This is a genomic window from Bradyrhizobium sp. CCBAU 51765, assembly GCF_015291725.1.
GTDB classification, from domain to species: domain Bacteria; phylum Pseudomonadota; class Alphaproteobacteria; order Rhizobiales; family Xanthobacteraceae; genus Bradyrhizobium; species Bradyrhizobium liaoningense.
In genome coordinates this window covers 5,029,789-5,055,628 of the sequence record NZ_CP030038.1, presented here as the reverse complement: position 1 = coordinate 5,055,628, position 25,840 = coordinate 5,029,789, and the positions used below count along the sequence as shown (strand labels likewise).

Annotated in this window: 28 protein-coding genes and 1 pseudogene; 22 read left to right on the top strand and 7 right to left on the bottom strand. The window is 63.0% G+C overall.

Features of this window, described 5'->3' with window-relative positions:
* The first annotated feature begins 1 nt into the window (after position 1).
* Genes XH96_RS24345 through XH96_RS24310 form a run of 8 tightly spaced genes read left to right on the top strand, consistent with a single transcriptional unit; the run spans position 2 to position 5,547 of the window.
* Positions 2-409, top strand: coding sequence for a MaoC/PaaZ C-terminal domain-containing protein (locus XH96_RS24345; protein WP_194388002.1), 408 nt, complete (start codon positions 2-4; stop codon positions 407-409).
* Positions 410-412: 3 nt separating this feature from the next.
* Complete coding sequence (locus XH96_RS24340; RefSeq protein ID WP_194388001.1) at positions 413-844, top strand: MaoC/PaaZ C-terminal domain-containing protein; 432 nt, start codon at positions 413-415, stop codon at positions 842-844.
* The gene (locus tag XH96_RS24335; RefSeq protein ID WP_194388000.1) at positions 841-1,794 is read left to right on the top strand and encodes a dihydrodipicolinate synthase family protein; all 954 of its coding nucleotides are present in this window, start codon (positions 841-843) and stop codon (positions 1,792-1,794) included. Before XH96_RS24340 ends, XH96_RS24335 begins: the two co-directional genes overlap by 4 nt.
* 7 nt (positions 1,795-1,801) lie before the next feature.
* Complete coding sequence (locus XH96_RS24330; RefSeq protein ID WP_194387999.1) at positions 1,802-2,104, top strand: DUF4286 family protein; 303 nt, start codon at positions 1,802-1,804, stop codon at positions 2,102-2,104.
* Positions 2,101-3,063, top strand: a complete 963-nt coding sequence (locus tag XH96_RS24325; RefSeq protein ID WP_246789725.1) for an ABC transporter substrate-binding protein — start codon at positions 2,101-2,103, stop codon at positions 3,061-3,063. The genes XH96_RS24330 and XH96_RS24325 overlap by 4 nt, the downstream gene beginning before the upstream one ends.
* A gap of 19 nt (positions 3,064-3,082) precedes the next feature.
* Complete coding sequence (locus XH96_RS24320) at positions 3,083-3,814, top strand: amino acid ABC transporter permease (protein WP_194387998.1); 732 nt, start codon at positions 3,083-3,085, stop codon at positions 3,812-3,814.
* The gene (locus XH96_RS24315) at positions 3,811-4,602 is read left to right on the top strand and encodes an amino acid ABC transporter ATP-binding protein (RefSeq protein ID WP_305853274.1); all 792 of its coding nucleotides are present in this window, start codon (positions 3,811-3,813) and stop codon (positions 4,600-4,602) included. The genes XH96_RS24320 and XH96_RS24315 overlap by 4 nt, the downstream gene beginning before the upstream one ends.
* A gap of 18 nt (positions 4,603-4,620) precedes the next feature.
* Positions 4,621-5,547: a dihydrodipicolinate synthase family protein gene (locus tag XH96_RS24310; RefSeq protein WP_246789724.1), complete on the top strand. Its 927-nt coding sequence runs from the start codon at positions 4,621-4,623 to the stop codon at positions 5,545-5,547.
* Here the strand turns inward: XH96_RS24310 and XH96_RS24305 are convergent.
* Genes XH96_RS24305 through XH96_RS24280 form a run of 6 tightly spaced genes read right to left on the bottom strand, consistent with a single transcriptional unit; the run spans position 5,544 to position 11,123 of the window.
* Positions 5,544-6,848 (bottom strand): LLM class flavin-dependent oxidoreductase, encoded by a 1,305-nt coding sequence (locus XH96_RS24305; RefSeq protein WP_194387996.1) that lies wholly within the window; start codon positions 6,846-6,848, stop codon positions 5,544-5,546. The two genes, XH96_RS24310 and XH96_RS24305, sit on opposite strands and share 4 nt — an antisense overlap.
* 16 nt (positions 6,849-6,864) lie before the next feature.
* Positions 6,865-7,623 carry an ABC transporter permease gene (locus tag XH96_RS24300; protein WP_194387995.1) on the bottom strand — a complete coding sequence of 253 codons (759 nt, stop codon included), beginning with the start codon at positions 7,621-7,623 and terminating at the stop codon, positions 6,865-6,867.
* Entirely contained in the window at positions 7,620-8,381 is a 762-nt protein-coding gene (locus XH96_RS24295; RefSeq protein WP_246789723.1) for an ABC transporter permease, read from the bottom strand. Before XH96_RS24295 ends, XH96_RS24300 begins: the two co-directional genes overlap by 4 nt.
* Positions 8,382-8,431: 50 nt before the next feature.
* On the bottom strand, positions 8,432-9,448 hold the full coding sequence (locus XH96_RS24290; RefSeq protein ID WP_194387993.1) for an ABC transporter substrate-binding protein: 1,017 nt from the start codon (positions 9,446-9,448) through the stop codon (positions 8,432-8,434).
* Between the two features lie 23 nt (positions 9,449-9,471).
* Positions 9,472-10,263 carry a class II aldolase/adducin family protein gene (locus XH96_RS24285; protein ID WP_210337778.1) on the bottom strand — a complete coding sequence of 264 codons (792 nt, stop codon included), beginning with the start codon at positions 10,261-10,263 and terminating at the stop codon, positions 9,472-9,474.
* The gene (locus tag XH96_RS24280) at positions 10,260-11,123 is read right to left on the bottom strand and encodes an ABC transporter ATP-binding protein (RefSeq protein WP_194387992.1); all 864 of its coding nucleotides are present in this window, start codon (positions 11,121-11,123) and stop codon (positions 10,260-10,262) included. The genes XH96_RS24285 and XH96_RS24280 overlap by 4 nt, the downstream gene beginning before the upstream one ends.
* Positions 11,124-11,386: 263 nt before the next feature.
* On the opposite strand from XH96_RS24280, the gene XH96_RS24275 reads away from it, so the two are divergent.
* The 6 genes from XH96_RS24275 (at position 11,387) to XH96_RS24250 (ending at position 16,752) form a co-directional block, all read left to right on the top strand.
* On the top strand, positions 11,387-12,064 hold the full coding sequence (locus XH96_RS24275; protein WP_210337762.1) for a GntR family transcriptional regulator: 678 nt from the start codon (positions 11,387-11,389) through the stop codon (positions 12,062-12,064).
* A 66-nt stretch (positions 12,065-12,130) separates the two neighbouring features.
* Complete coding sequence (locus tag XH96_RS24270) at positions 12,131-12,910, top strand: SDR family oxidoreductase (RefSeq protein ID WP_194387991.1); 780 nt, start codon at positions 12,131-12,133, stop codon at positions 12,908-12,910.
* 7 nt (positions 12,911-12,917) lie between these two features.
* Positions 12,918-14,063 (top strand): pyridoxal phosphate-dependent aminotransferase, encoded by a 1,146-nt coding sequence (locus XH96_RS24265; protein WP_194387990.1) that lies wholly within the window; start codon positions 12,918-12,920, stop codon positions 14,061-14,063.
* An 11-nt stretch (positions 14,064-14,074) separates the two neighbouring features.
* Positions 14,075-14,956: an alpha/beta fold hydrolase gene (locus XH96_RS24260; RefSeq protein WP_194387989.1), complete on the top strand. Its 882-nt coding sequence runs from the start codon at positions 14,075-14,077 to the stop codon at positions 14,954-14,956.
* Between the two features lie 3 nt (positions 14,957-14,959).
* Positions 14,960-16,213, top strand: coding sequence for a Zn-dependent hydrolase (locus XH96_RS24255; protein ID WP_194387988.1), 1,254 nt, complete (start codon positions 14,960-14,962; stop codon positions 16,211-16,213).
* Positions 16,214-16,221: 8 nt separating this feature from the next.
* Positions 16,222-16,752 (top strand): flavin reductase, encoded by a 531-nt coding sequence (locus XH96_RS24250; RefSeq protein WP_194387987.1) that lies wholly within the window; start codon positions 16,222-16,224, stop codon positions 16,750-16,752.
* A gap of 383 nt (positions 16,753-17,135) precedes the next feature.
* Here the strand turns inward: XH96_RS24250 and XH96_RS24245 are convergent.
* Positions 17,136-17,321 (bottom strand): annotated as a pseudogene (locus XH96_RS24245) (hypothetical protein); the annotation flags it as partial.
* A gap of 45 nt (positions 17,322-17,366) precedes the next feature.
* Between XH96_RS24245 and XH96_RS24240 the strand changes: the two are divergent.
* The 8 genes from XH96_RS24240 to XH96_RS24205 all read left to right on the top strand — a co-directional run bounded on the left by XH96_RS24240 (position 17,367) and on the right by XH96_RS24205 (position 25,836).
* Positions 17,367-17,675, top strand: coding sequence for an enoyl-CoA hydratase-related protein (locus tag XH96_RS24240; RefSeq protein ID WP_246789721.1), 309 nt, complete (start codon positions 17,367-17,369; stop codon positions 17,673-17,675).
* Between the two features lie 509 nt (positions 17,676-18,184).
* Complete coding sequence (locus XH96_RS24235; protein ID WP_194394233.1) at positions 18,185-19,237, top strand: NAD(P)-dependent alcohol dehydrogenase; 1,053 nt, start codon at positions 18,185-18,187, stop codon at positions 19,235-19,237.
* A gap of 291 nt (positions 19,238-19,528) precedes the next feature.
* Complete coding sequence (locus tag XH96_RS24230; protein WP_194387986.1) at positions 19,529-19,735, top strand: hypothetical protein; 207 nt, start codon at positions 19,529-19,531, stop codon at positions 19,733-19,735.
* 644 nt (positions 19,736-20,379) lie between these two features.
* Positions 20,380-22,050, top strand: coding sequence for an aromatic/alkene/methane monooxygenase hydroxylase/oxygenase subunit alpha (locus tag XH96_RS24225; protein ID WP_194387985.1), 1,671 nt, complete (start codon positions 20,380-20,382; stop codon positions 22,048-22,050).
* Positions 22,051-22,133: 83 nt separating this feature from the next.
* Complete coding sequence (locus XH96_RS24220; protein WP_194387984.1) at positions 22,134-23,174, top strand: 2Fe-2S iron-sulfur cluster-binding protein; 1,041 nt, start codon at positions 22,134-22,136, stop codon at positions 23,172-23,174.
* Positions 23,175-23,229: 55 nt separating this feature from the next.
* On the top strand, positions 23,230-24,300 hold the full coding sequence (locus XH96_RS24215; protein WP_194387983.1) for an aromatic/alkene monooxygenase hydroxylase subunit beta: 1,071 nt from the start codon (positions 23,230-23,232) through the stop codon (positions 24,298-24,300).
* Positions 24,301-24,306: 6 nt separating this feature from the next.
* Positions 24,307-24,678 (top strand): MmoB/DmpM family protein, encoded by a 372-nt coding sequence (locus XH96_RS24210; RefSeq protein WP_011086461.1) that lies wholly within the window; start codon positions 24,307-24,309, stop codon positions 24,676-24,678.
* Positions 24,679-24,813: 135 nt separating this feature from the next.
* The gene (locus XH96_RS24205) at positions 24,814-25,836 is read left to right on the top strand and encodes an amidohydrolase family protein (RefSeq protein WP_194387982.1); all 1,023 of its coding nucleotides are present in this window, start codon (positions 24,814-24,816) and stop codon (positions 25,834-25,836) included.
* Positions 25,837-25,840: the final 4 nt, after the last annotated feature.

Genomic DNA, 25,840 nt, shown 5'->3' with positions numbered 1-25,840 from the left:
GATGTCCCACGCACCTCTCAATCCCGGCGCCGCCTTCGCCTTCCGCAAGACCATGACGGTGGCCGAGCAGGCGATGTTCACCGGCATCAGCGGTAATCTCGGCGGCCTCTATGTCGATGCCGTGCGCGCCAAAAAGGCCGGCGCGTCGAACATGGTCGCCTTCGAGCTTGCCGTTGGCGGTCTCGCCACCACCTGCCTGAGCCAGCTCGGTGGTCCCACGCGGCGTATCGGCAGCATTGTGCTGAACTTTGCCGCGCCCGTGATCGTTGGCGAGTCCGTCGAGGCCAGGGCCGAGATCGTTTCGGTCACAGGTGACGACGCAGTCTGCCGGATCACCTGCACGCTGTCGCCCTCAGGCGCCACCGTGGTGGACGGCACCGCTACGCTGGTTCCCTTCACGAAGGCCTGAGCCATGTACGAGCCAAAATCCTTCGACGATCTCAAGGTCAACGACAGGGTCAGCCTGAGCAAGACCATCACCGAGGCCGATGGCGCGCTCTACATCGCCGCGACCGGTGATTTCGGCCCCGTCCATGTCGACGAGATCTATGCCGGCGCGACCCGCTTCGGCCGCCGGCTGGCGCCGGGGATCATGGTCGCGGGGCTCTGCACCAGCATCCTGACCAGCGAGCTGGTCGGCACCATCGGCGTGTCGGTGGAGGACCGGTTCTGGTTCACAGGTCCCGTGTTCTACGGCGACACGCTCACCTTCGATGTCTGGATCGCCGAGCAGCACGATGAGACCCGCACGATCATCTGGGAGGCGAGCGCACGCAACGAGGGCGGCCTCGAAGTGCTGAAGGCGCGGGCGAGCCTGAAATTCCCACGGCGGAGACCGTCATGAGCAAGCCGATGAAGAAACCGGATCTGCGTGGCGTCACGGTGGCGACCGTGCTGCCCTTCAGGAACGACAGCTCGATCGACTGGGACGGCTATGCCCGCGTGCTGGATTATTGCGCATGCCCTGATGGCATCGCGGCGGTGTTCGTCAATGGTCACGCGGGCGAGGGCGGATCGCTCTCGGACGACGAACGTCAGGCCGTGATCGAGCGGACGCGCCGGCAGATCGGCGGCAAGCCACTGCTTTCAGGCATCATCGCGCATTCGACGGCGGAAGCGATCCACCAGGCCCAGCTCGCGGAGGCCGCCGGCGCCGATTGCGCCGTGTTGTTCCCGCCTGCGCCGCTCGGCGGCGGCGCCTCGGCGACCTCGCGCGCGCCGGTCGCCTTCGTGCAGGCCGTCAGCTCCGCCATCGGGATTCCCGTGTCGATTTTCCAATATCCGCTGGCGTCCGGCTTCGGCTATTCGCCGGAGACGCTGGCGAAGATCGCAGCGCTCGATAGCGTCATCGCCGTCAAGGAAGGCAGCGACACCATGCTGGCCTATGACGAGAACCGCCGCGTGGTGAAGCAGGCCGATCCCTCCGTGGCGATCCTGCCGTCGAACTTCAACTGGTTCCTGCCGCAGCTCGCCGTCGGCGGTGACGGCATTCTCTCCGGCCTTGTCAGCCTCGCGCCGCATCTGTTCGCAGCGCTCTGGCAGGCCTCGCTCGCCGACGACCTCAAGACGATGCGCGCCGTCAACGAGCGGCTCTATCCGATCGTGCGTTCGATCTACGGGCCGGCCCCGATCATGGACATGCATACGCGCATGAAGGTCGGGCTCAAGGCGCTCGGCCTGATCCGCAACGCCGATCCGCGGCCGCCGTTGCTGCCGGTCCTTCCGGCGCTGTGCGACGCCATTGCAACGACGGTCGGCGCGGCGCGCGCGGCCGGCGACATTCGTCTGGCGTGAGGAACCCATGGCCGACGAAGCCTTCATCCATATCGTGCGGCTCGACATCGATCCCGAGCACGAGGCTGCGTTCAACGCCTGGTACGAGCAGAGGCATTTTCCGGATCTGCTCGCCTGTCCCGGCTGGTTGTCGGCAAAGCGCTTCGTCTCGGTCGGCGACGGGCCGAAATACGCCGCCATGTACGAGGTCGCGGGACGCTGGGCGTTCGAGACGCCGGAGTTTTTGAAAGTGAAGGGATTCGGCCCGTTCGAATCCCTGGTGAAGAATTTCATGCGCATCCAGCTCAAGCCGATGTCGGGACCGGCTTGAAGCGGATCAAGGACGATGCTGCCTGCCGGGTCGCGAGTACCGGCTGGCCGCATCCAAGAAGCGTTGTGGGGAGTCCCGGGCGAGGAACTGCATCGGTCATTGGCGTCTTACTGGAGGTATCCATGGTCTCGACACTGTTTCGCTTGAGTGCAGCCGCCGCACTCGTTCTTGCATCCACGGCGGTGCATGCCGCCTGTACGCCCGCAATCACCGATGGCAATCTGATTGCGCCCGGCAAATTGCAGCTCTCCATCAACCCGACCAATCCGCCGCAGCAATTCGTCGACAAGGACGGACAGCTGCAGGGCCTCAATGTCGAGCTCGCCGCCGAACTCGGCAAACGGTTGTGTCTTCCGGTCGAACTCGTCCGGATGGATTTTCCAGCGATGATTCCTGCCTTGGGTGCAGCGCGCATCGATGGCGTGAATACCGGCATGTTCTGGACCGAGGAGCGCTCCAAGCTGATGTACATGGTGCCTTACGCCATTCAGGCCATTTCGGTCGTGGTGTCTCCCGACAGCGGCACAAAAATTGCTACCGAAAACGATCTGATCGGAAAATCATCCGCCGTCGAGGTCAGCAGCTACCAGATGAACTGGCTCAAGAAGCTCAGCGATGCCAGCGTAGCGAAAGGCGGAGCGGCCGTCGAGATGCGGACGTTCCCGACTGCGACCAACGTCGTCAGCGCGCTGCTTGCGGGCCAGGTAGACAATGCGCTGCTGGTCGACAGCGTGGCACGCGATCTCGTCGGCCGTGGTCGTGTGAAGGAAGTCCTGAGCGGGCTCGGCACGGCCAGGACCACGCTTGGTTTCCGCAACAAGACGGTCGCCGATACCGTCGTCAAGGCGCTCAACGCGATGCGCGCCGACGGCAGCTACCAGGCCTTGTTCGACAAGTTCGGCCTAACCAGTATGCCGGCCGACCAGCCGCTTGCGATCGCCGGCCCCGGTCCGGCCTGATACCCACGGAGAAGAGCCGATGAGCCATTTCAGTCCGACGGCCGCCGTCAGCTACTTCTTCAATTACTTCCTGATGAAGGGAGTCCTCGTCACCATCGGCTTGACGGTGGCGGCGGTCATCGGCGGATTGATCCTCGGCATGGGCATCGCGTTGCTGCGCATGTCGTCCAATCCGGTGCTTGCGGGAGCGGCGCGCTTTTACATCTGGTTCTTTCGCGGCACGCCGCTTCTGATCCAGCTGGTGGTGATCTACAGCGGCTTGCCGCAACTGGGCATCAAGTTCAGCGTGATCACCTGCGCGCTCGTCGGCCTGATTCTCAACGAGGCGGCCTATCTCGCCGAGATCGTGCGCAGCGGCTTCATGGCGGTGTCGGCGGGGCAGCGTGAGGCCGCCTGGGCGCTCAGCCTGTCGCCCTGGGTGACGTTCCGCCGCGTGACCCTGCCGCAGGCGTTCCGGCTGATGATCCCGCCGCTTGGCAATTCCATCAACTCGCTCCTGAAGGCGACCTCGCTCGCCTCCGTGATCTCGGTCGAGGAGCTCATGCGCCGCAGCGACATGCTGATGCAGGAGCATTTCCAGATCCTTGAGGTCTATGCGGCGGCAACGGCGTATTACCTGATCCTCACATCGGTCTGGGATGCGGTCCAGCGCCGCCTGGAAAAACATTTCGGTCGATCGAGCGTTACGAAATCCAGGAAGGTCGCGACGAGGGCGCCGGTCGCACAGGCGAGCGTGGAGGCCCGGGCATGAGCGAGACGTCGACGACGACGACGGAAGGTGCAACAGTGCAACCGCAGCTCCGCGAGGTGCCCGCGGTCCGCATGGAGGCGGTCTACAAGCACTATGGCGACTTCACCGCGTTGAACGAGGTCGATCTCAAGGTCGCCAAGGGCGAGAAGATCGTGGTCTGCGGCCCCTCCGGTTCGGGCAAGTCGACGCTCATCCGCTGCATCAACCACATCGAGAAGCATGATGAGGGCCTGATCTACGTCAATGGCGTCGAGCTCGACCATCAGCGCAAGAACATCGACGCGGTCAGGCGCGACACCGGCATGGTGTTCCAGAGCTTTAATCTGTTCCCGCACATGACGGTGCTGGAGAACTGCACTCTGGCACCGATGACCGCGAATGGCATGAGTGAGGCCGAGGCTAGGGATCTCGCCATGCATTTCCTCACAAAAGTGCGGATTCCGGACCAGGCGGAGAAATTTCCCGGGCAGCTCTCGGGCGGCCAGCAGCAGCGCGTTGCGATCGCGCGGGCGCTGTGCATGCGCCCCAAGATCATGCTGTTCGACGAGCCGACTTCGGCGCTCGACCCCGAGATGGTCAAGGAGGTGCTGGAGACCATGAAGAAGCTCGCCGAGGAGGGCATGACCATGCTGTGCGTGACGCATGAGATGGGCTTTGCCCGCGAGGTTGCCGACCGCATCGTGTTCATGAACGAGGGCAAGGTGGTCGAGCAGGCCGCGCCGGAGGAATTCTTCAAGCATCCGAAGTCGGAGCGGGCGCGAACGTTCCTCGACCAAATCATTCACTAGCTGGCGATGTCGGCCACGATGCGGACATTCAGCGATCGCCTGCGCGGCATTCACGCCGCCACCATCCTGCCGATGACGCCCGATTTCGAGGTCGACGAGGCGCAGCTCGCAGCCCATGTCATCTCGGTTTCGTCCACGCCCGGCATCAATGGGCTCCTCGTCAACGGCCATGCCGGCGAGAATTTCGTGCTGTCGCTGGCCGAGAAGCGGCGCGTGGTGGAGCTGGCGCGTCAACACGCGAAGGAATGCCTGATCGTCTCCGGGGTCAATCATGAATCGAGCCTGGAGGCCGCGCGCGAGGCGGCTGCGCTGGAGCAGGCCGGCGCGGACGGGCTGCTGGTGTTTCCTCCCAACAGCTGGGCGCTCGGCCATGCCGATGATTGCGTGATCGAACATCACCGCCACATCCGCGATGCCACGACGGTACCTTTGATGCTCTACGCTGCGCCCGTCGGCGCGGGCGCGATGGCCTACGCGCCGCCGCTGCTGACGCGGCTTGCCGTCGATCCTCGCTTCGTTGCGGTGAAGGAGGGCAGCTGGGAGGTCTCAGCCTACGAACAGAATCTCAGGCTGATCCGGAAACTGCGACCGGACTTCGTCGTGCTCGGCTCCGGCGACGAACATCTGCTGACGAGCTATATCGTCGGCTCCGCCGGCAGCCAGGTCAGCCTCGCCTGCGTCGTGCCGGAGCTTGTGGTCGGCCTCTGGACTGCCGCCCAGTCCGGCGATTGGGAACGGGCGCGCGCCGCGCATGAGCAGCTGTATCCTCTGGCGGTCGCGATCTATCGTGAGGCGCCCGGAGGGCGGGCGACCGTGCGGCTCAAGGCGTGCCTGAAATTGCTCGGACGCCTGTCATGCGATGCGGTGCGGCCGCCGCAGCCGCCAGCGACACGCGGCGAGTTGCAGGCACTCGAGCAGGCCCTGCGAACTGCCGGGGTGCTCTAAGCCGCGAAGAACGGGTTCGCCGGCCGCGCGAGGCCGAGATGATCGCGCAATGTCGTCCCCTCATAATCGCTGCGGAACAGCCCGCGCTCCTGCAGGATCGGCACGACGAGCTGGACGAAATCTTCGAACCCTTCGTGGAAATACGGCGGCATGACGTTGAAGCCGTCGGCGGCATGCTCCTCGAACCAGAGCTGGAGCGTGTCGGCGATGCGCTCGGCCGAGCCGCACAGCACCCAATGGCCGCGGGCGGCGGCGGTGAGATTGTAGAGGTCGCGTAGCGTCATGTTCTCGCGCCGGCCCTTGGCGAGCATGACGCTGGCGAAGCTGTGATAGTTGTCCGACGGCGCGATATCGGGGATAGGACCATCGAGATCATAGGCCGACATGTCGCGGCCGAAGCGGTCGGACAGGATGGCGAGCGCATTGCTGCCGCTGACAAAGCTCTGGAGTGTATTGAGCTTCTCGAACGCCTCCTTGTCGGTGCGGCCGACCACGGGCATCACGCCCGGCAGCACCGTGACGTCCTCGGGCCTGCGTCCGAACGCCGGCAGGCGCGTCTTCAGCGAGGCGTAACCGGCCTTGGCTTCGTCGATATCCTGCACCACCGAAAACACGATGTCCGCGGTGCGCGCGGCAAGGGCCTGTCCTGCCTCGGAGCCGCCGGCCTGGAGCACGACGGGGCGGCCTTGCGGGCTGCGGCCGATGTTGAGCGGGCCCTTCACCTTGAAGAACGCGCCTTCATGGTCGATCGGGCGAAGCTTCGCCGGATCGATGTAGAGGCCGCTGGCGCGGTCGGCGACGATGGCGTCATCCGCCCAGCCGTCCCACAGGCCCTTGACCACGTCGAGGAATTCGCCGGCCATCTCGTAGCGGCGGGCGTGGTCGGGATGGGTGGTGCCGAAGTTCGCGGCCGTCGCCGGATTGGCCGTTGTCACCGCGTTCCATGCCGCGCGTCCCCTGGAGATGTGATCGAGCGAAGCAAACACGCGCGCGACCGAGAAGGGATCGCTGTAGGTGGTGGAGACGGTGGCGCCGAGCCCGATATGGTTGGTCGAGGTCGAAAGGGCCGCCAGCATGGTCAGCGGCTCCAGCCGCAGCGTGTAGGAGGGATGGGCGGCGGCGTCGGCATAGAGATTGTCACCCATGAAGATCAGGTCGAACTTGCCGCGCTCGGCGGTGCGGCCGATCTCCTGGATTGCCGCAAAATCCTGGAAGCTGTCGACCGCGCCGGGATAGCGCCAGCCTGCGACGTGGCTGCCGGTTCCTAGGATGAACAGGCCGAGATGCATCTGTCGTTTCATGGTGTGTTTCCTGGCGTCACGTCCAGAACAGGATCTTGCGTTCGAGGAAGCCGATCAGGCCGAAGAAGGCGAGGCTCGCCGCGGATGCGACGAAGATTGCTGCCCAGACCTGGACGAAATCAATCTGGAGCACGGCCTGGTAAATCACCCAGCCGAGTCCGCCATGCGCGCCGAGCATTTCGGTGACGATCGCCACGATCACGCTGCGCACCGTGGAGACGCGCATGCCGGCGAGCAGCAGCGGCAGGGCGGTCGGCAGGCGCAGGCGCCACAGCACGCCGAAGCGGCTTGCACCGAAGCTGCGCATGAGGTCGACGGCGCGGCGATCGACCCGGTCGAGCCCGGCCAGCATCGACAGCAGGATGGTGAAGCTCACCGCCATCGCCACCATCACGATCTTGGAGCTGACGCCGATACCGAACCACAGCAGGATCAGCGGCGAATAACCGACCACGGGCACCGAATTGATCGCGGTGGCGAGCGGCAGGATCGCGCTGCGCAATGCAGGGACCAATGCGATGGCGACGGCGAGGCCAAGCCCGATCAGGCAGCCGAGCCCGTAGCCCGCGAGTGCTTCGAGCAGGGTGTAGCCGGCGGCGTCGATGAGTATTGCGCGCTTGGACCAGAGGCCGACGAGGATGTCGCTGACGGCGGGGAGTACATAGGCCGGCAGATGCAGTCCGCGCGCCGTCCCTTCCCAGCACGCGACCAGGAGGACGGCGCCGAGAATGCCGCGCTGGACGGCGAGCGAGGGTGAGGCGATCGCGTGGCTCATTGTTCGGCGTTCCAGAACACGAGGCGCCGCTCGGCCGCGGCGACCACTGCATAGAACCCGGTGCCGAGCAGGGCTGCGGCGAGCAGCGCGCCCCAGATCGCGACGACATTCTCGGTGAACATGGCCTGGAGCAGCAGCACGCCGAGCCCGGTGGTATCGCCGAACCATTCGCCGACGATGGCACCGACGAGGCTCAGCGATGCCGCGAGCCGCAGCGCCACGAAGATCTGCGGCAGCGCGGTCGGCAACTGCAGGCGCAGCAGGAGCTGGCGGTTGGAGGCACCGAAGCTGCGCATCAACGCGACCTGCTTGGGATCGACGGTCTCGAGACCGAGCAGCGTATTAACGGTCACCGGGAAGAAGGTCAGGTAGAATGCGATGATCGCCTTGGCGAGCAGCGTGTTGCCGAACCACAGCACCACCAGCGCGCCGAAGGCGATGACCGGAATGGTCTGCGACACCACGAAGATCGGAAAGATCATCTCGCGCAGCGCGCGGACACGGAAGAACACGACGCCCATGAGCACGCCGAACGCGCCGCCGGAGGCGAAGCCGATCAGCGTCTCGGCAAGGGTCCGCAGGAAACCGTCGACATAGGCGCGAGGCGTCGCCGCCATCGCCATCAGGATCGTGCTGAGGCGTGGCAGATAATACGGCCGGATACCGAACAGCAGCACCGCGCCTTCCCAGATCACTGCCGCGATGGCGAGGCCGAGCAGGAGCCGGATCAGCTTGCGCAGGAAATCCGGCATTGCCATCGACCGCGCAGTTGCGCGGCCTTCACGGAGCGATGTCGCCGCAGGGCTGCTCACGGCAGCCGGTCCGCCGCCGGGATGCTCTGGATGAAGCTGGCGTCATAGGCGGCGGCGAGATCGACCGGCTTGGAGATCACGCCATATTTCAGGAAGAAGTCGTGGGCCGTCTTGACCGCATCGGCATCGATCCAGAACATGCCGGCCTTCGCTGCCGCGCCGGCCGTCATCAGGCGCTTGACCTCGGTGAGCATGAATTCCTGCTGCGCGCGGTCGAGCGTCGGGGCTGTGGCCATCACGGTGTCCACGGCGCCCTTGGGATCGGAGAACGCGTCCTTCCAGCCCTTGAGCGAGGCGCGCAGGAACGCCTTGACGAGCTCTGGCTTCTCCTTGGCGGTCGTCTCGGCCACGATCAGCGTGTCACGCGGGAAGGTGATGCCGTAATCCTCGGCGACGAAGGTCTTCAGGCTGTCCTTCGGCATGCGCGACTGGATGGTGTAGAACTCGTTGTAGTAGGTCGCCGTGATGACGTCGACGTTGCCATCGACGAACGGCGTCACCGAAACCTGCTGCGGCTGAATCTTCAGCTCGTCCGGCTTGATGCCTTCCTTGGCCAGCATGCCGTTGAGCACATGGTTGGCGCCGGTGAACCAGGTGGTGACGGTCTTGCCCTTGAAATCCTGGATCGTCTTCACCGGCCCGTCCTTGCGGGTGACGAAGATGAAGGGCGTGATCTGGTGCGACACGCCGATGCAGACGATTGGTAGGCCCTTGTCGCGGGCGGCGAACACGCTGTCGGTGCCGCCGGACAAGCCAAATGTGTCAGCGCCGGTCGCGACCAGGTTCTCGGTGAGCAAATTGGGCCCGCCGGGATTGATGGTGAGGTCGATGCCCTCGGCCTTGTAGTAGCCCTTGGCCGCCGCGACGTAGAAGCCGGCGAACTGCGCCTGCGGCAGCCATTTCAGCCGCAGGCTTGCCTTCTGCAACTCTGCGGCAGGCGCAGCGGTGACAAGCGAGCCGGTCGCCAGTGCGATGGCGGAGAGGACGGAGAGGACGTGGCGACGGCTCAACATGGTCATACTCCAGACGGTGAAAATCAATTGCGATAGGATGGATCGGTGCGGTCAAGCTGGCGCATCAGCGCCGGCCATTCGCGTTCACCGGGCACGAGGATGTCGCCCTGCAATTCCCAGAACTGGCGGGCGGCCTTCTCGCAAACCTCGTGCGGCGGCATTACCAGCTTGGCGCCGGCTGCTGCGGCGGCCTGCATCTGGAGCTGGATCCGCGCGGCCCGCTCGAAATAATAGAGCAGCATGAAGGCCTCGCCCGGCGTGCGGCCAACGGTCAGGATGCCGTGGTTGCGCATCAGCATCACCTTGTGCGGACCGAGATCGCGAACCAGGCGGACCTGCTCGTCGAGGTCGATGGCGACGCCTTCGTAGTCGTGGAAGGCCTGGCGGTCGTAGAAGCGCATCGCGAACTGGCTGAGCGGCAGCAGGCCTTTCTCCTGTCCTGAAACCGCGACGCTCGCGTCGGAATGGGTGTGCAGCACGCAGGCCGCATCGTGGTTCGAGGTGTGGATCGCAGCATGGATGACAAAGGCAGCGACATTGACGGCCTGCGGCGTGTCGTCGAGCTTGTTTCCTTTGGTGTCGATCTTCACCAGGCTCGACGCCGTGATCTCGTCGAACAACAGGCCATAGGGATTGATCAGGAACTGATCGTCATGGCCGGGCACACGCATGGAGATGTGATTGTAGATCAAATCGTCCATGCCGAGCCTGGCGACCATGCGATAGCAGGCCGCGAGCTTGATCCGGGCATCCCATTCGGCCGGATCGATCCCGCGCGGTGCGGCTTGCGGTTCTCTCGCTGGCATCGCGTTCACTGCGACTTCTCCTGCGCGATGGAGGATTGAAACGACTTCATGCTTTCCTCCTCGATCGCATCGAGCAGCGTGCGCTTCAGGCGCACGAATTCGGGGGAGGTGACAATCTCGGGCCGCCGCGGGCGGGGCAGGTCGACGATTTGTTCGAGCTTCACCGAGCCGGGACGCGCCGTCATGACCAGCACGCGGTCGCCGAGGAAGATCGCCTCGTCGACGTCATGGGTGATGAAGAGAATGGTGCGTCGGTATTTCTGCCAGACGTCGAGCAGCCAGCGCTGCATCATCGCCCGCGTCAGCGCATCGAGAGCGCCGAACGGCTCGTCGAGCAGCATCAGGTCGCGCTCGAACAGGAATGTGCGCATCAGAGCGACGCGCTGGCGCATGCCGCCGGACAGTTGATTGGGGTACTGCTTCTCGAAGCCGGCCAGCCCGAACTCGGGCAGCATCTTCAGCGCCTTGGCGCGCGCCTGCTCGCGCGGCATGCCTTCAACCTCGAGCGCGAGGATGGCGTTGTCCACGACATTGCGCCAGGGAAACAGCAAATCGCGCTGCGGCATGAAGGAGACACGGCCGAGCAGGTCGCTCGCGTGGCAGCTCTTGCCCTCGAAGCGCAGAATGCCGCCGGCGTCCGGCTCTTCCAGGCCGGCAACGATATTGAAGAGGGTGCTCTTGCCGCAGCCACTCGGTCCGACGACGGTGACGAACTCTCCGGGGGCGACGCTTGCCTGAAGTCCCGAGAGTGCCGCGACGGAGCCGAAGGTCTTGTTGATCGCGCGCAGCTCGAGCAGCGGCTCAGGCTTCGGCTGAGCCTGCGGGGCTTCGATGGTCGGTCCGGGATCGGGGAGGCGGGCGGCCTGCACCAGCATGTCCTTGTATAATGGCGGCGGCCATTCGCATACGAAAGCGGGCCGCGTCGAAATCTCTTAGCAACTCGTGTGCCAGTGCCATTTCCGAGCAAATCAGGCATAAGACTTGCGAGATCGAGGGCGAAAAGGTCGGAGAGACTTGCGTCTCCGAGAGAGAATAGGTCATTTCGTTGGGATATGAGGGTCGATATGTATACCTATATTGGCATCGGAAAAACATGATGGCGGATATTGGTGCACATGGCGGAGGCAGGCGCGTGAAAAATGGGCACGAAACCCTCGCCGCAAGCCCCGGTACGACGCTCGCCGAGAGCTTGCGCCAGAAGCTCGAAGAGGCGATCGCGGCAGGCCACCTCGAACCGGGCAGCCGGCTCGACGAGCAGGAGATCGCCCAGCGTTTTGGCGTCTCACGCACGCCGGTGCGGGAGGCGTTCCGCCTGATGGCTGCGAACAATCTGGTCGAGCTGCGCGGCCGGCAGGGCGCGACCGTCCGAAGCATCAAGGCGCAGGCGCTGATCGAGATGTTCCAGGTGATGGCCGAGCTCGAAGGGCTTTGTGCAAGGCTCGCCGCCCGGCGCGTCTCGCAGGCCTGGGGGGCTGAAATAGGCAAGATTCACCAGCGACTTGTGGCTGCGGGCGAAACCGGGGACATCGACGTCTTCTACGACATCAACCAGGAATTCCACGAAGCGATCTACGAGGCCTCGCGCAACACGTTCCTCGCCGACCAGACCCGCAAGCTGCGCAACCAGGTGGCCGCCTATCGCCGCCGGGTGACGCGGATGCCGAACCGGATCGCCGACACCGTCAGGGAGCACGAGGCGATCATGCAGGCGATCCTCGCCCACGATCCGGAGCGGGCGCACAGCACCATGCGCGACCACGTCAACCTGCTCGGCGACAACCTCCTGGACTTTCTGGCCGCCTTCGAGTGACCTTCCGGCCTCTTGGTATGCAAATTGCTAGAATTTGTATATCTAGCTTGCATCCTGGAGACCCGAGTGGACCTGAAGCTGACGAACAAGACCGCCCTCATCACCGGCGCGTCGAAAGGGATTGGACTGGCGGTGGCCGAGCTCTTCGCCGCGGAGGGGTGTCATTTGCATCTCGCCGCCCGTAACGGCGAGGCGATGCTGGAGGCCAAGAAGCAGCTCGAAGCCAGCCATGGCGTGAAGATCACGATCCATGCGCTCGACCTGTCGAGCACGGCGGCGATGGAAAAGCTCGCGGCCGAGGTCGGCGATATCGACATCCTCATCAACAATGCCGGCGACATCCCGGCCGGCTCGCTTGAAATCCTCGACGACGCGGCCTGGCGGCGCGGCTTCGATCTCAAGGTGTTCGGCTACATCACGCTGTCGCGTCTCTATTATCCGCGCATGAAGGGCAAGGACGGCGTCATCATCAACATCATCGGCAATTCCGGTGAGAACTGGGACGCGAGCTATATCGCGGGCTCGACCGGCAACGCCGCGCTGATGTCCTTCACCAAAGCGCTCGGCGGCCGCAGTCTCGATCACGGCGTCCGCGTCGTCGCGGTCAATCCCGGGCCTGTTGCCACCGACCGCATGCTCAAGATCATGAAGCGCAAGTCGATCGACATGCTCGGCGACGAAAGCCGCTGGGAGGAGCTGTTCGACAAATATCCGGGCAAGCGGCCGGCGACGTCGGAGGAGGTCGCCGATCTCGTCGCCTTCCTGTCCTCGCCGCGGTCCGGCTACATCACCGGCACCGTGGTGACGATCGACGGCGGCATCGCCGCGCGCGGCTCGGTGATCTGAGGCGTCGATGTCAGGGTCTCAATCTGCGGCGCTGGTCCGCAACCGCTATTTCGACGAGCTCTCGGCGACGCCGGGACTCTACTGGCTCGGCCAGAACACCAACCATATCGAGAGCCATCCGGCCGTGCGCGAGGCGATGCTGCGCTCGATCGAGGCGGGTGAGTTCAACGCCTATGCCCCGCCGCTCGGCTTCGAGGCGCTGCGCGAGGCGATCGTCGCCGATCTCGGCGTGCCCGGCGCAGAAGCGCTGGTGACCGAGGGCGGAGTCAACGCGCTGGCGATGATCTGCCGCGCGCGCTGCAAGCCCGGCACCACGCTGGTCACGACCGACCCGACCTGGAAATGGCCGTGCCTGTTCGCGCGCCAGCAAGGCGCCGAGGTGATCGAGATCCCGATCTACGATCCCGCCTGCAACTACCGGCTGACGCCCGAGGCATTGAAGGCGAATGTCGATGAGCGCACCGCGATCATCTATCTTGTCGATCCCAACAATCCGCTCGGCATTCGCTACACCCGCGAGGAGATCGAGAGCTTTGCGGCGATCGCGCGTGATTGCGGCGCGCTGCTGGTGCACGACTGCACTTATCGCGATTTTGCCGACGGCCATACCCCGGCACTGCATGTTTCCCCGAAAGGCTCGGTGGTCTCGACCAGCTTCTCGAAATGGCTCGGGCTCGCGGGCTTGCGCATCGGAGCCCTCGTCGCAGCGCCCGACCTGTTCGAGGAACTGGCGCAGACCTCCACCAGCGTGCTCGGCGCCAGCGTCATTGCCCAGCGCGCGGCGCAGGCGGGGTTGTCGGTCAAGGCCGAATGGATGAAGAAGGTCCGCAGCACCGACCGCGCCAACAAGGAGATGATCCAGGAGGCGGCTTCCGCAATCGACGGGGTGGCGCTGCCGATCATGCCCTCGCACGGCAACTTCCTGGTGCTCGAGACCATCGCGGCCGGCATCCGCCCGGAGGCGCTGGTCGAATGCTATCGCCGCCAGGGCATCATGATTCGGCAGGGCACCTATCACACCCAGCGCTTCGGCGACCGCTTCGTCAAGATCAGCACTTCGGTGCCGCAAGCCTGGGTCGAGAAGTTGTGCACGTTGCTGCCGGAGATGGTTGCGCAGGCGCGCACGCTCAACGACCTGCCGCCGCAATTCTAGGGACGATGCCGATGACGATGATCACAGCGAAGGATGGTGTGAAGCTGCACGTGGAGGAAGCGGGCGAGGGAACGCCGATCCTCTTTATCCACGAATTCGGCGGCAATCACCAAAGCTGGGAGCCGCAGCTGCGTTACTTCAGCCGACGCCATCGCTGCATCAGCTACGCCGCGCGCGGCTATCCGCCGTCGGATGTGCCTGACAGCGTGGAGGCCTATTCCCAGGCGATCGCGGCGGACGATGCGGTCGCCGTGCTCGACGCGCTCGGAATCGACAAGGCGCATATCGTCGGCCTCTCCATGGGCGGGTTCTGTACGGTGCATTTCGGCCTGCGCACGCCGGAGCGCGCGTTGTCGCTCACGGTGGCCGGTGCCGGCTACGGCTGCGAGAAGGAGTTCGAGGAGTATTTTCGCGGCGTCTCGCTCGAAGTCGCCGACAATTTCGAGAAGCAGGGCGCCAGGGAATTCGCCAAGATCTATGCGCTCGGCGCGAGCCGGGTGCAGTTCCAGAACAAGGATCCGCGCGGCTGGCAGGAATTCGCCGATCGTCTCGCGACCCATTCCGACCGCGGCGCCGCCAACACCATGCGCGGCGTTCAGGCGCGTCGGCCGTCCTTCTACGACCTCGAAGACGGTTTGAAGACAATGATGGTGCCGACGCTGGTCATCGTCGGCGACGAGGACGATCACTGCCTCCAGCCCGGCATCTTCCTGAAGAAGACCATTCCGGCCTGCGGCCTCTCGGTCTTCCCCAAGACCGGCCACACGCTCAATCTGGAAGAGCCGGCGGCGTTCAACGCATTGCTCGCCGAGTTCATCGCCCAGGTCGAGGCCGGACACTGGCTGCCGCGCGATCCGCGCGCGCTGCCGGGCCAGATCATGCGCACGAAGTAGTCGATGACGAGCCAGCCCCTGATCGACGCCGATCGGCTCTGGACCCGCTTGATGGCACTCGCCGAGATCGGCGCGACGCCGGCCGGCGGGGTCAACCGTCAGGCATTGAGCGATGGCGAGATCGCCGCCTGGCGCCGCGTGATCGGCTGGGCCGGCGAGGCGGGCTTGACGCCGTCGACCGACGCTGCGGGAAACCTGTTCCTGACGCTGGCCGGCCGCGATCGCGCTGCGCCGCCGCTTCTCCTTGGCAGTCATCTCGACAGCCAGCCGACCGGCGGCAAGTTCGACGGCGCGGCCGGCGTGATGGCGGCACTCGAAGCGGTGGTCTCGCTCGCCGAGCAAGGCGAAAGGCCCGCGCGCGACGTCATCGTCGTTGCCTGGATGAACGAGGAAGGTTCGCGCTTTGCGCCGGGCATGATGGGCTCGGAAGCCTTCACCGGCGAGCGCGACATGGATGCGATCCGCGCAGCGCGCGATGCCGATGGCGTCAGCGTCGGCGAAGCGCTCGACCGCCTTCACGCGGCGTTTCCCGATCTGCCGCATAGGTCGCTCGGCTTCGCGGTCGGCGCCTATCTCGAATTGCACATCGAGCAGGGGCCGTTGCTGGAAGCGGCCGACTGCACCATCGGTATCGTCACCGGCATCCAGGGCAAGAAGACCTTTCAGGTGGTGGTTGAGGGGAGCGAAGGACACGCCGGCACGCTGGCGCAGTCGGAGAGGCGGGATGCGCTCGCGGCCTTTGCGCGGATGGCGTCGGCGCTCCATGCCGAGATCGGCACCATCGATGCCGACATCAAGTTCACCATCGGCCGGGTCGCCGTCACACCGAACGCGCCCTCGGTGGTGCCGTCGCGTGTCAGTTTCAGCATCGATCTGCGCCATCCCGATAACGCGGTGCTCGACGCGGCCGGTGTGCGTATCACAACTCTTTGCAGGGCGAACGCATCGCCTTGCGCGGTCACAGTGACGCCGCTCGTCGATGCGCCCTCGAACGCCTTCGATGCGCCTCTGCGAGAGGGCATCGGGAAGGCCGCGCGTGCGCAGGGGCATTCCGCCATGGCGATTCTCTCTGCCGCCGGTCACGATGCCCGTCATCTCGCAAAAGTCTGTCCGGCCGCGATGATCTTCATCCCGTGCCGCGACGGGGTGAGCCATGTCGAGCATGAATGGGCCGAGCCCGATCATGTCGCCGCGGGAGCGTCGGTGTTGGCTCAGGTGTTGCGCGAGCTTGCCTTCGCGCCTGCCATCGAGGGGTGAGGACATCGATGCAGGATGTGGCTTCCCGGGACTACCGTGACGCGATGGCCTGTCTCGGTGCGGCCGTCAACATCGTCACGACCGACGGTGCCGCAGGCCGCGCCGGATTCACCGCATCCGCGATCTGCAGCGTGACCGACGATCCGCCGACGCTTCTGGTCTGCATCAACCGCGGCTCCTCAGCCTATGCCAGCGTGATGCGCAACAAGGCGGTGTGCGTCAACGTGCTCTCGGCGAGGCACGAGCAACTGTCCCGCCTGTTCGGCGGTAAGGTGCCTGCCGAAGAGCGGTTCGCCGCCGCGGACTGGTCGACGCTCGCAACGGGTGCGCCGGTGCTGGCCGACTGCGCCGCCGCGTTCGACTGCCGGATTGCCGATATCGTCAATGTCGGCACGCATGATGTACTGTTCTGCCGGGTCGTCGCGCTGCAAAGATCGGGCTGCACCGACAATCTGATCTATTTCGGCCGTGCCTATCACGCGGTCGGGGTGACCGATCCCGTGGAGGCTGGATCCGAATCCGCTCCTGGTCCATCCTGAGGGATGCTGGCGGCCATGCCGCCCGTTCCAACAGTCGCCTTCCGTGTCGACCCGGATCTCGGCCGTGCGTTGCCCTTGCAGATCGCTGCCAGCATCCGGGGCTGCATTCTGCTCCGTGTCTTTCGAGCCGGCCCACAGTTCCTGTGCTCACGCAAGATCGAGGCTGTTCGCGTACGGCGGCGATGTGAGTCTCGTGTGTCGTGACGTGTGCACTGATAATCCGAAGAAACGATCTTCGCTTCCAATTCATGCGTATATGGTCCTAGAAGAGCCAAGCCGCGGAAGCCTCGTCAAACCAGTTCTTTCAATCGGTCCAATTACATAAAGGGCTGATCAGAGTTGAAATATCTCAGCAAAATTAATGGCTTAGATCGAAATTTCGGTAGCGGCAAGATGCCCATGCCGATCAGGTTGGAGCGGTGAATGCGCTCGAAGCTTAGCGCCAGCACGGCGTGGGCACCGAGCAGAGCGACGCCCTTCGCGGCCCAGTCGCGCGATGAGCCCATGCCGTGGCGCTCTCCGGCGAGCACCACGAGGGAACGGCCTTCCTCGGCGTAACGATCTGCCGCGCTCTACAGGGACATGCGCTGTCCCGCGCAGGCTGGGGCAATGCCATGTACCACCTCTTCCTCTGCGATGAATTCACCGCGCAGCGCGCCCGTGAGATCGGTCTCGTCCAGGAGGTCGTGCCGGCGGGTCAGCAGGTCGACCGCGCCATGGAGATCGCGGCGATCATCGCCCGCAACGGACCGCTTGGCATTCAGGTGACAAGGGAAGCGGCCGCGAAATATGCCGAGCAGAGCGAGGCGGCTGCGATTGCCTGCATCCCCGCGATCCTGGACCGCGTTCACAAGAGCGCCGACGAGCGAGAAGGTATTCAGTCCTCTATCGAGCGCCGTCCGGCGGCGTTCCAGGGGAGGTGAGGCTGCTGTACCGATGATCGCCTACTGGCCGGCGACGAAGGGATCGACGGCGGCGGATCGTCGCGCTGCAGCTCCACGGGAGCGAACTGTGGCAACTAACCGGCCGCTTTCCGTTTAGCCGCGATCTCGGCTCCGTGCAGGGCAGAGGGCCAGTTCGACCGCTCCTTGGACCGACGGCAGGCAAGCGCACCCGGGTATTGGGCATAAGCGGGCTGCGTCGCAAGCAATGCGCTGCGAAGCTCACCCCCTTATTGTTTCTGTCGTGCCTGGCTTGATCATCGATCCTTCCGATGATTGAGGACCCTTAGACGACGCTGATCCGTGCTTGGTAGTAACCGGCTGTTTTCATCATGGATGAAAAGTGACGTCTGCGTGCAACGCAGAAAGGCTGTTGGCACGTCTCGGACGATGGCCGTTGGCACCGCGACCTAAATCTGCTGGCACAAAAAATGCTGAGGCTCGAACGACCCGATGGCGCACAGAAGTTCGCCGGGGGCACGGAGGAGAAAATGAGAGCCCAAGTATTGAGAGCATACGACGAGAAACTCTCCAACGACCTCTGGGTCGGGGAAGAAAAGGTGCCCGATCCGAAGCTGACAAAATCAACGGACATCATCGTCCGCATCGGTGGTGCAGGCGTATGCCGAACCGACCTTCACATCGTCGAAGGCGTGTGGAAGCCGCACATGGATCCGAGCGGTGACAAGCTGCTTCCTCTCATTATGGGGCACGAAAATGCAGGCTGGATCGAAGAAATTGGCAAGGAAGTCGAGGGACTAAAGAAGGGCGATCCTGTCATCGTCCATCCGAAGATCAGCGGCGGGACGTGTCTCGCCTGTCGCCGAGGATTCGACATGCATGGTCCTGGGACGTTTCCAGGCCTCGATTGCAACGGCGGCTACGCAGAGTTCCTTTGCACCTCGGAACGCAACATCGTCCCGCTGCCACGGACTTTGGCGCCAAAGGATGTCGCGCCATACGCCGATGCCGGCCTTACCGCCTATCGCGCTGTCAAGAAGGCCACGCGTCACCTTTTGCCAGGCGAACTTTGCGTCGTTATCGGTGCGGGCGGGTTAGGCCACATCGGAATCCAGTGCCTCAAAGCGATGTGTGCGGCCGACATCATTGTCGTCGACCAGTCCGAGGCATCGCTGAAACTCGCCGAAAAATCGGGCGCCGATCATCTCGTGAAAGCTGACGGCAACGAAGTAGAAGCCGTTCTGGGCCTGACCGGTGGAAATGGTGCGGAAGCAGTGATCGACTTCGTCGGCGAGAAGGGCACGACGTCGAAGGGCTTGGCAATGACCCGTCCGATGGGCAGTTACTACGTCGTCGGTTACGGCGAAGACATTCGGGTGCCGACCGTCGACATGGTGATAACCGAGAAAAACATCATCGGGAATCTGGTCGGGACGTGGGCCGAACTAACCGAGTTGATGGCCCTTGCGGACCGAGGTCTGGTTGAACTTGCCACGACCGAGTATCGCCTTGCGGACGCCAATAAGGCCTTGCACGATCTCAATGCCGGAAAAATTCATGGGCGGGCCGTGTTAATCCCTTGAAGGATAGCTGCATCATCCATCGCGAGCATGCATTTCCTCGCGATGGATCGAGCGAGCGCCATCGTCAGGCCCCGGTGGTGTCGTCTGACGCCGTCATCGGAGCCCCAGCCGCTTGATATCCTAGTCACGCACTGCAGCAGTTCAATCAGATCGGTTCACACAAGCTCGTATCGCAGTGCAAACGCCGCGAAGGTGGAGGAGTGATCTGATCTCCGGAGTCTCATTGTGCGCCATCGTCTCAATTTGCATCGTTGTCGATCTCATATCGATAAGATCGCTTAGGAACGCCGCATGAGGTTCGTCCTCGTCAATGGCAGAACGCCGTGGCTGAAGACGTTCTGTATGTCCTGCGGCGAGCCGATTCACGCTCACTATCTGAGGGAATTCAGTACCGGCCTCCCATTCTGCGATCATGATTGCTACGCCCAGTACATGGATCGCTGGATCGAGAAGGTCCGGCGATCAAACCAGGCGGCCGGTTTCGAGGACTATCGCTAGTCAAAGTGGGTGGGCAACGAGCCGGTCTCGGCCTGCGCGGCCTTCAAGGCGACAAAGGTGTGTCGCATCGAGCGAGCCGAGTTCGATTCCCAAAGCGCCCGACGTCTTGCCCGGGGCAATTCTGGCGCTGTTGCATCGCAAACATTGCGCCGCGAAGTGGCGGTCTCCGCGTTGCGCCGATTCTCAATTTGCAACTCCTGTCGCAGTTTGCATTTCCGCAGGTCGCTGACTGGGAGTCGCGACGCCTCCGTCAGCGCTGATCCTCACCGCAGGCAGTCAGAAATCGATTTGGCGAGGCAAGAGAGCGCTGGCACGCCCATTGCAAAGCTGTTTGGCACAACAACGCTGACTGCTCCGTCCGGGGCGAGCCGCGAAAAGAACGAGGGAAGGGGATGTCAAGCTGAGGGCGAACCTTGCGCGGGGGCACTCAATTGCGATCGGAGGACGGCTGGGTCCGAAGATCGCTCCTGATCATCCCTGAGGCGTTCCACAGTCATCCTGAGACCCTTGCCGATATCAAGCGTCCGGCCGTGAAACGGTCGCGAGGTGGCCCGTAACGCACGGGTAAGCACTGCCCGGTCCGCGGAGGTCCAGGCAGGCGGAATATCGATGTGGTTTCTGACCCGATCAGGAGGAAAGACGAGATGTCTGCAACGCTAACACTCAACAAGATCACCGCCCAGCGCGGCATTTCCGTCGGTGAGGCTGCAAAGAAGATTGCAGATCTCGGATGGAATCCGTCCTACGTCCAGGAAGCGATGACCTTCCCCACGGACTACAAGATCACGAAGGCGCCGAAGGATCCGATGAAGCAGGTCCTTCGCTCCTATTTCCCGATGCAGGAGGAAAAGGACAACCGAGTCTACGGCGCCCTCGATGCCGCGCTTCGCGGCGACATGTTCCGCAACGTCGAGCCGCGTTGGGTCGAGTGGATGAAGCTGTTCCTGGCGATCATCCCGTTCCCGGAAATCTCGGCGGCACGTTCCATGGCGATGGTTGGGCGCCTTGCACCCGGCGAAGATCTCCGTACCGGCTTCACCATGCAGATGGTCGACGAATTCCGACACTCGACCATCCAGATGAACCTGAAGAAATGGTACATGGAGAACTACATCGACCCGGCCGGCTTCGACATCACGGAGGAGGCGTTCGGCAAGTGCTACGCCACCACGATCGGTCGCCAGTTCGGCGAAGGCTTCATCACCGGTGACGCCATCACGTCGGCGAACGTCTACCTGACCGTCGTCGCCGAGACGGCGTTCACCAACACGCTGTTCGTCGCCATGCCCTCGGAGGCGGCGCGTAACGGCGACTATGCGTTGCCAACCGTGTTCCTCTCGGTTCAGTCGGACGAGAGCCGCCACATCGGCAACGGCCACTCGATGCTGATGTCGATGCTGAAGGAGCCGGAGAACCACCTGCTGCTCGAGCGCGACATGCGCTATGCCTTCTGGCAGAACCACGCCATCGTTGACGCGGCGATCGGGACGTTCATCGAATACGGCACCACGAACCGCGACAAGAACAAAGAGTCCTACGCGGAGATGTGGCACCGCTGGATCTTCGAGGACTATTACCGGACCTATATGCTGCCGCTCGAGAAGTACGGCATCAAGATCCATCACGACGACGTGCAGACCGCCTGGAAGCGGCTGACCGAGAAGCACTACGTCCACAAGGTCGCTCAGTTCTTTGCGGTCGGCTGGTCGGCGAACTTCTGGCGCATCGAGGCGCAGACCGAAAGGGATTTCGAGTGGTTCGAGCACAAGTATCCGGGCTGGTATGCGCAGTTCGGCGAGTTCTGGAAATGGTACGAGAAGCTGTCGCATCGGGGGCAAACCAACATCCTGTTCAACAGCGACGTCGGCTACGTCTATCCGCATCGTTGCTGGTCGTGCCTCGTTCCGTGCCTCATCCGTGAGGACATCGTCACCGACGAGATCGATGGCAAGCTGCACACCTTCGCCCATGAGCTCGATCGGTGGACGGCCGTCGAAGCCTTCGCTGGCGAGTACCAGGGGCGTCCGACCCCCGCGATGGGCCGGTTCAGCGGCCGTCGCGAGTGGGAGAGCGTCTACCACAATGTGGATATTGCCGACGCCATCAAGGATCTCGGCTTCGTGCGCACGGACGGCAAGACCCTGGTCGCCCAGCCGCACCTGCGCTTCGACCAGAAGGAAATGTGGACGCTCGACGATGTCCGCGGCCACATCCTCAAGAGCCCGCTACTGACGCTGCGGGAGATGAGCCCGGCCGACCGCGAGAAGCATCTCGCCGAGTACCGCAAGGGATTCACTATCAATCCCTGCAATTAAGTGAGACGGAAGGAGCCGGCTGCGGCCGGCTCCTTCCCGATCGCTCCCCGGAAGATATGAAAGCGTTCGTTTGAGGAGGCCCTATGGGCGCGCCCGCTAATATCGTTCGCCTGCAACCGGTAGGCATAGAGTTCGAGGTCGAGGAGAACGAAACCGTTCTCGACGCCGCGTTTCGTCAAGGGATCGCGCTGCCGCATGGTTGCAAGGAGGGGCAGTGCTCGGCGTGCAAGTGCGTCCTTACCGGAGGCGATGTCGAGTTGAAGAAATACTCGACGTTTGCCCTCAACGAGATGGAGCGAGGCCAGGACTACATCCTGCTGTGTCGGACCTTGGCATACTCGGATCTGGAGGTGGAGCTCCTCAACTATGACGAGGAAGTGCTGTCGAAATCGATCCCCGTCAAGGATTTCACGGGCACTGTTACGAGCGTCTCAGCGCTGACCCATGACATCCGCCGCCTCGAAATCACACTGGAGCAACCTCTGAAGTTCTGGGCGGGGCAATATGTCGACATCACGCTCCCGGGACCAGAGACGATTACGCGCTCGTTTTCCATGGCAAATTCGCCGGGCGAAAGCCAAAGACTCGCGTTCATCATCAAGAAGTATCCCAATGGGCGCTTCTCCTCACGACTCGACGGAGATCTCGCCGTTGGAACCGAAGTCGGAATCAAAGGACCTTACGGGACCTGCTTCCGACGAGAAAACAGAACGGGAGCCATGATCCTGGTCGGCGGCGGATCCGGAATGTCGCCGCTATGGTCTATCCTGCATGATCACATCAGCTCCGGGGAAGTGCGTCCGGTGCGCTTCTTTTACGGAGCCAGGACGCAGAACGATCTCTTCTATCTCGATCATTTCGCGGAACTCGCCGCCAGGCATCCGGAGTTCACCTTCATCCCGGTTCTCTCCCATGCGGCCGACGACACGGCCTGGGGCGGAGCGAAGGGCTTCGTGCATGAGGCAGTCGGAGAGCACCTTCGCGGTGCGGACTACGGCGAAGATGTCGACGTCTATGCCTGCGGACCATCGCCGATGATCGAAGCGCTGACGCCAGTGTTGCAGATGAGCGATGTCGAGTCGGACCGCATCTTCTTCGACAAGTTCACGCCGGCGAACAACTAGGACGCCTCGACCGCCCAACGAGCTAGAGCCCAACAACAGGAGGAGGAAGACGACCATGACTGCCGTTCAAACCGTATCAGCAAAATCCGGTGCAGCAGGCTCTGCGGTGTTTCCGGATTCGGATAGCCGCAGATATCGCTATTTCGAGCCCCGCAGCAAGCGAGCCACGCACTACGAAGACGTGACGGTCGACGTGCAACCGGATCCGGAACGATACCTGTTGCAGGACTGGATCATCGCCTTCCCCAACGGCAAGGGTGCCTACACCAAGGACAACACGGCCGCGCTCAGCTCCAACTGGCACGCCTTCCGTGCTCCCGACCAGGAGTGGGAGCGCACTCACTACCAGCGCCAGTCCAAGATCGAAGCCATGGTCCAGGCCGTGATCGCCAACGGTCGCAAGTCCGGGGCACCGAAGAGCTTCGACATGGCCTGGATCAAGATCTTGCAGAACCATCTCGGTGCGTGGAAGCACGCCGAGTTCGGTCTCGGCACGTCGCTGATGCAGGCTCAGCGTTACGGCTACACCCAGATGATCAACAATGCGACGCTGACGAACTCGTCCTACAAGCTTCGCCTTTCTCAGGATATTACGCTGTATCTGGCCGAGATCGGAATGGACATTCCGGGCTTCGACGACACGGCCGGCAAGCGCGTTTGGCTGGGAGACAAGGGCTGGCAAGCAACGCGGGAAGCGATCGAATCGATCATGGGCTCGGCAGACTATCTCGAGCAGTATTTCGCCACCAACATCGTGTTCGAGCCACTGGTCGGCGAACTGTTTCGCAGCGGCTTCCTGATGCAGGTAGCCTCATCAAACGGCGACTTCATCACGCCGCCGGTGATTTCGTCCGCGGAAGCGGACTACGAGCGCAATCTCGCGAATACGATCGACCTGATGCACATTCTGGTGATCGACAATCAGCATGGCGCCCACAACAAGAAGCTGTTCCAGGGGTGGGTGAACAAGCACGTCGCGCTCGCCAACAAGGCGGCCGCCGGCCTGCAGCCGATCTGGTCGCAACCGCATTCGAAGCCGGTGCAGTACGCAGACGCGCGCGCGCAGACGGTCGAACGCATCAAGAAGATTCTCGGCGAGCTCGGCCTCACCCTTCCCAAGGAGTAAATTGCAATGTCCGTCGTTTCCAGATCTGCGACCAACCAGAATATCTTCCAGAAGATGGGGGACCTTCGTTTCGAGCAAACCATTTCTCATCAGTGCGGCGTTACCATGAATGACAGCGTCGAGGCGCGCGCCATCGCCGAGTTCATGGCGAAGAAGCCGAACGTGACGGTGACCTATCAACCGGCCCTGATCCGCATCGACGGCGAGGGAAAGCTGACTTTCAAGATGGATGAAATCAGCGAAATTCTCGGGAAGGAAATGACGGCCGAGATCTTCGAGGTGAACACCTCGACCCACTACGGCCGGATGGTGCGCATCGACGACAACACGGTGACGCTGTTCGGCAACATGGACGAGGTCTTCGAATACATCGAGTGAGTCTCCATCGTCTCACTGACTGGCGGGGCCGCATCCCTAGCGGCTGTGGCCCCCGCCGCTTCTCGAAGTGGTCTCGCCCGACCACCGCGCTTCGCTTGATCGACTAGAGCCAACCAGGAATTTCCGGAGAGCATCATGTTCATAACTCCCAGCGGCGAGGAAGTGTTCGTTATCGACGGCCATACCCATTTTTGGGACGGAAGTCCGGCGAATCAGCTCAACGTCCACGGCAAGCAGTTCATCGACTGTTTCTACGCGTACCACACCTCGCTCAGCCCGAAGGACAAGCTCTGGCCGAAGGAACAGTTCGAGAAATACAGCGCCGACCAGATGTATCACGATCTGTTCGTCGACGGTCCTGACGACATGGCGGTCGTTCAGTCGACCTACCTCACAGAGTTCTACAAGAACGGGTTTAACACCATCGATCGCAACGCCGAGATGGCGAAGAAGTACAAGGACCGTTTCATTGTCAATGGCGCCTTCGATCCACGGGATGGCGAGAAGGCGCTCGAGTACATCCACTACATGAAGGAGACGTTCGGCATCAAGGGTGTCAAGCTCTATACCGCCGAATGGAAGGGTGACTCGCGTGGGTGGAAGCTCACAGATCCCAACGCATATCGCTGCCTCGAGCTCTGCCAGAAGCTCGGCATCACCAACATCCACGTCCATAAGGGGCCGACGATCATTCCGTTGGACAAGGATGCGTTCGACGTTCACGACGTCGACCATGCCGCGACCGACTTCCAAGGGTTGAACTTCATCATCGAGCACTGCGGTCTGCCGCGCCTCGATGATTTTTGCTGGATCGCGGTGCAGGAGACGAACGTCTACGGCGGCCTCGCGGTAGCGCTGCCATTCATCCACGGACGTCCGCGCTATTTCGCCGAGGTGATAAGCGAACTGCTGTTCTGGGTCGGCGAGGACAAGCTCCTTTTCGGGAGCGACTACGCGATCTGGACGCCGCGCTGGCTGGTCGAGAAGTTCTGGAATTTTGAGCTGCCGGAAGATCTGAAGCAGGAGCACGGTGTCGACCTCACGCCGCAGGCAAAGAGGAAGATTCTGGGTCTCAACGCCGCGCGTCTCTACGGAGTCGACGTCGAGGCGCAGAAGGCGAAGCTTGGGCAGAAGACCCACGCGGCGGCAGCGGAGTAGGGCC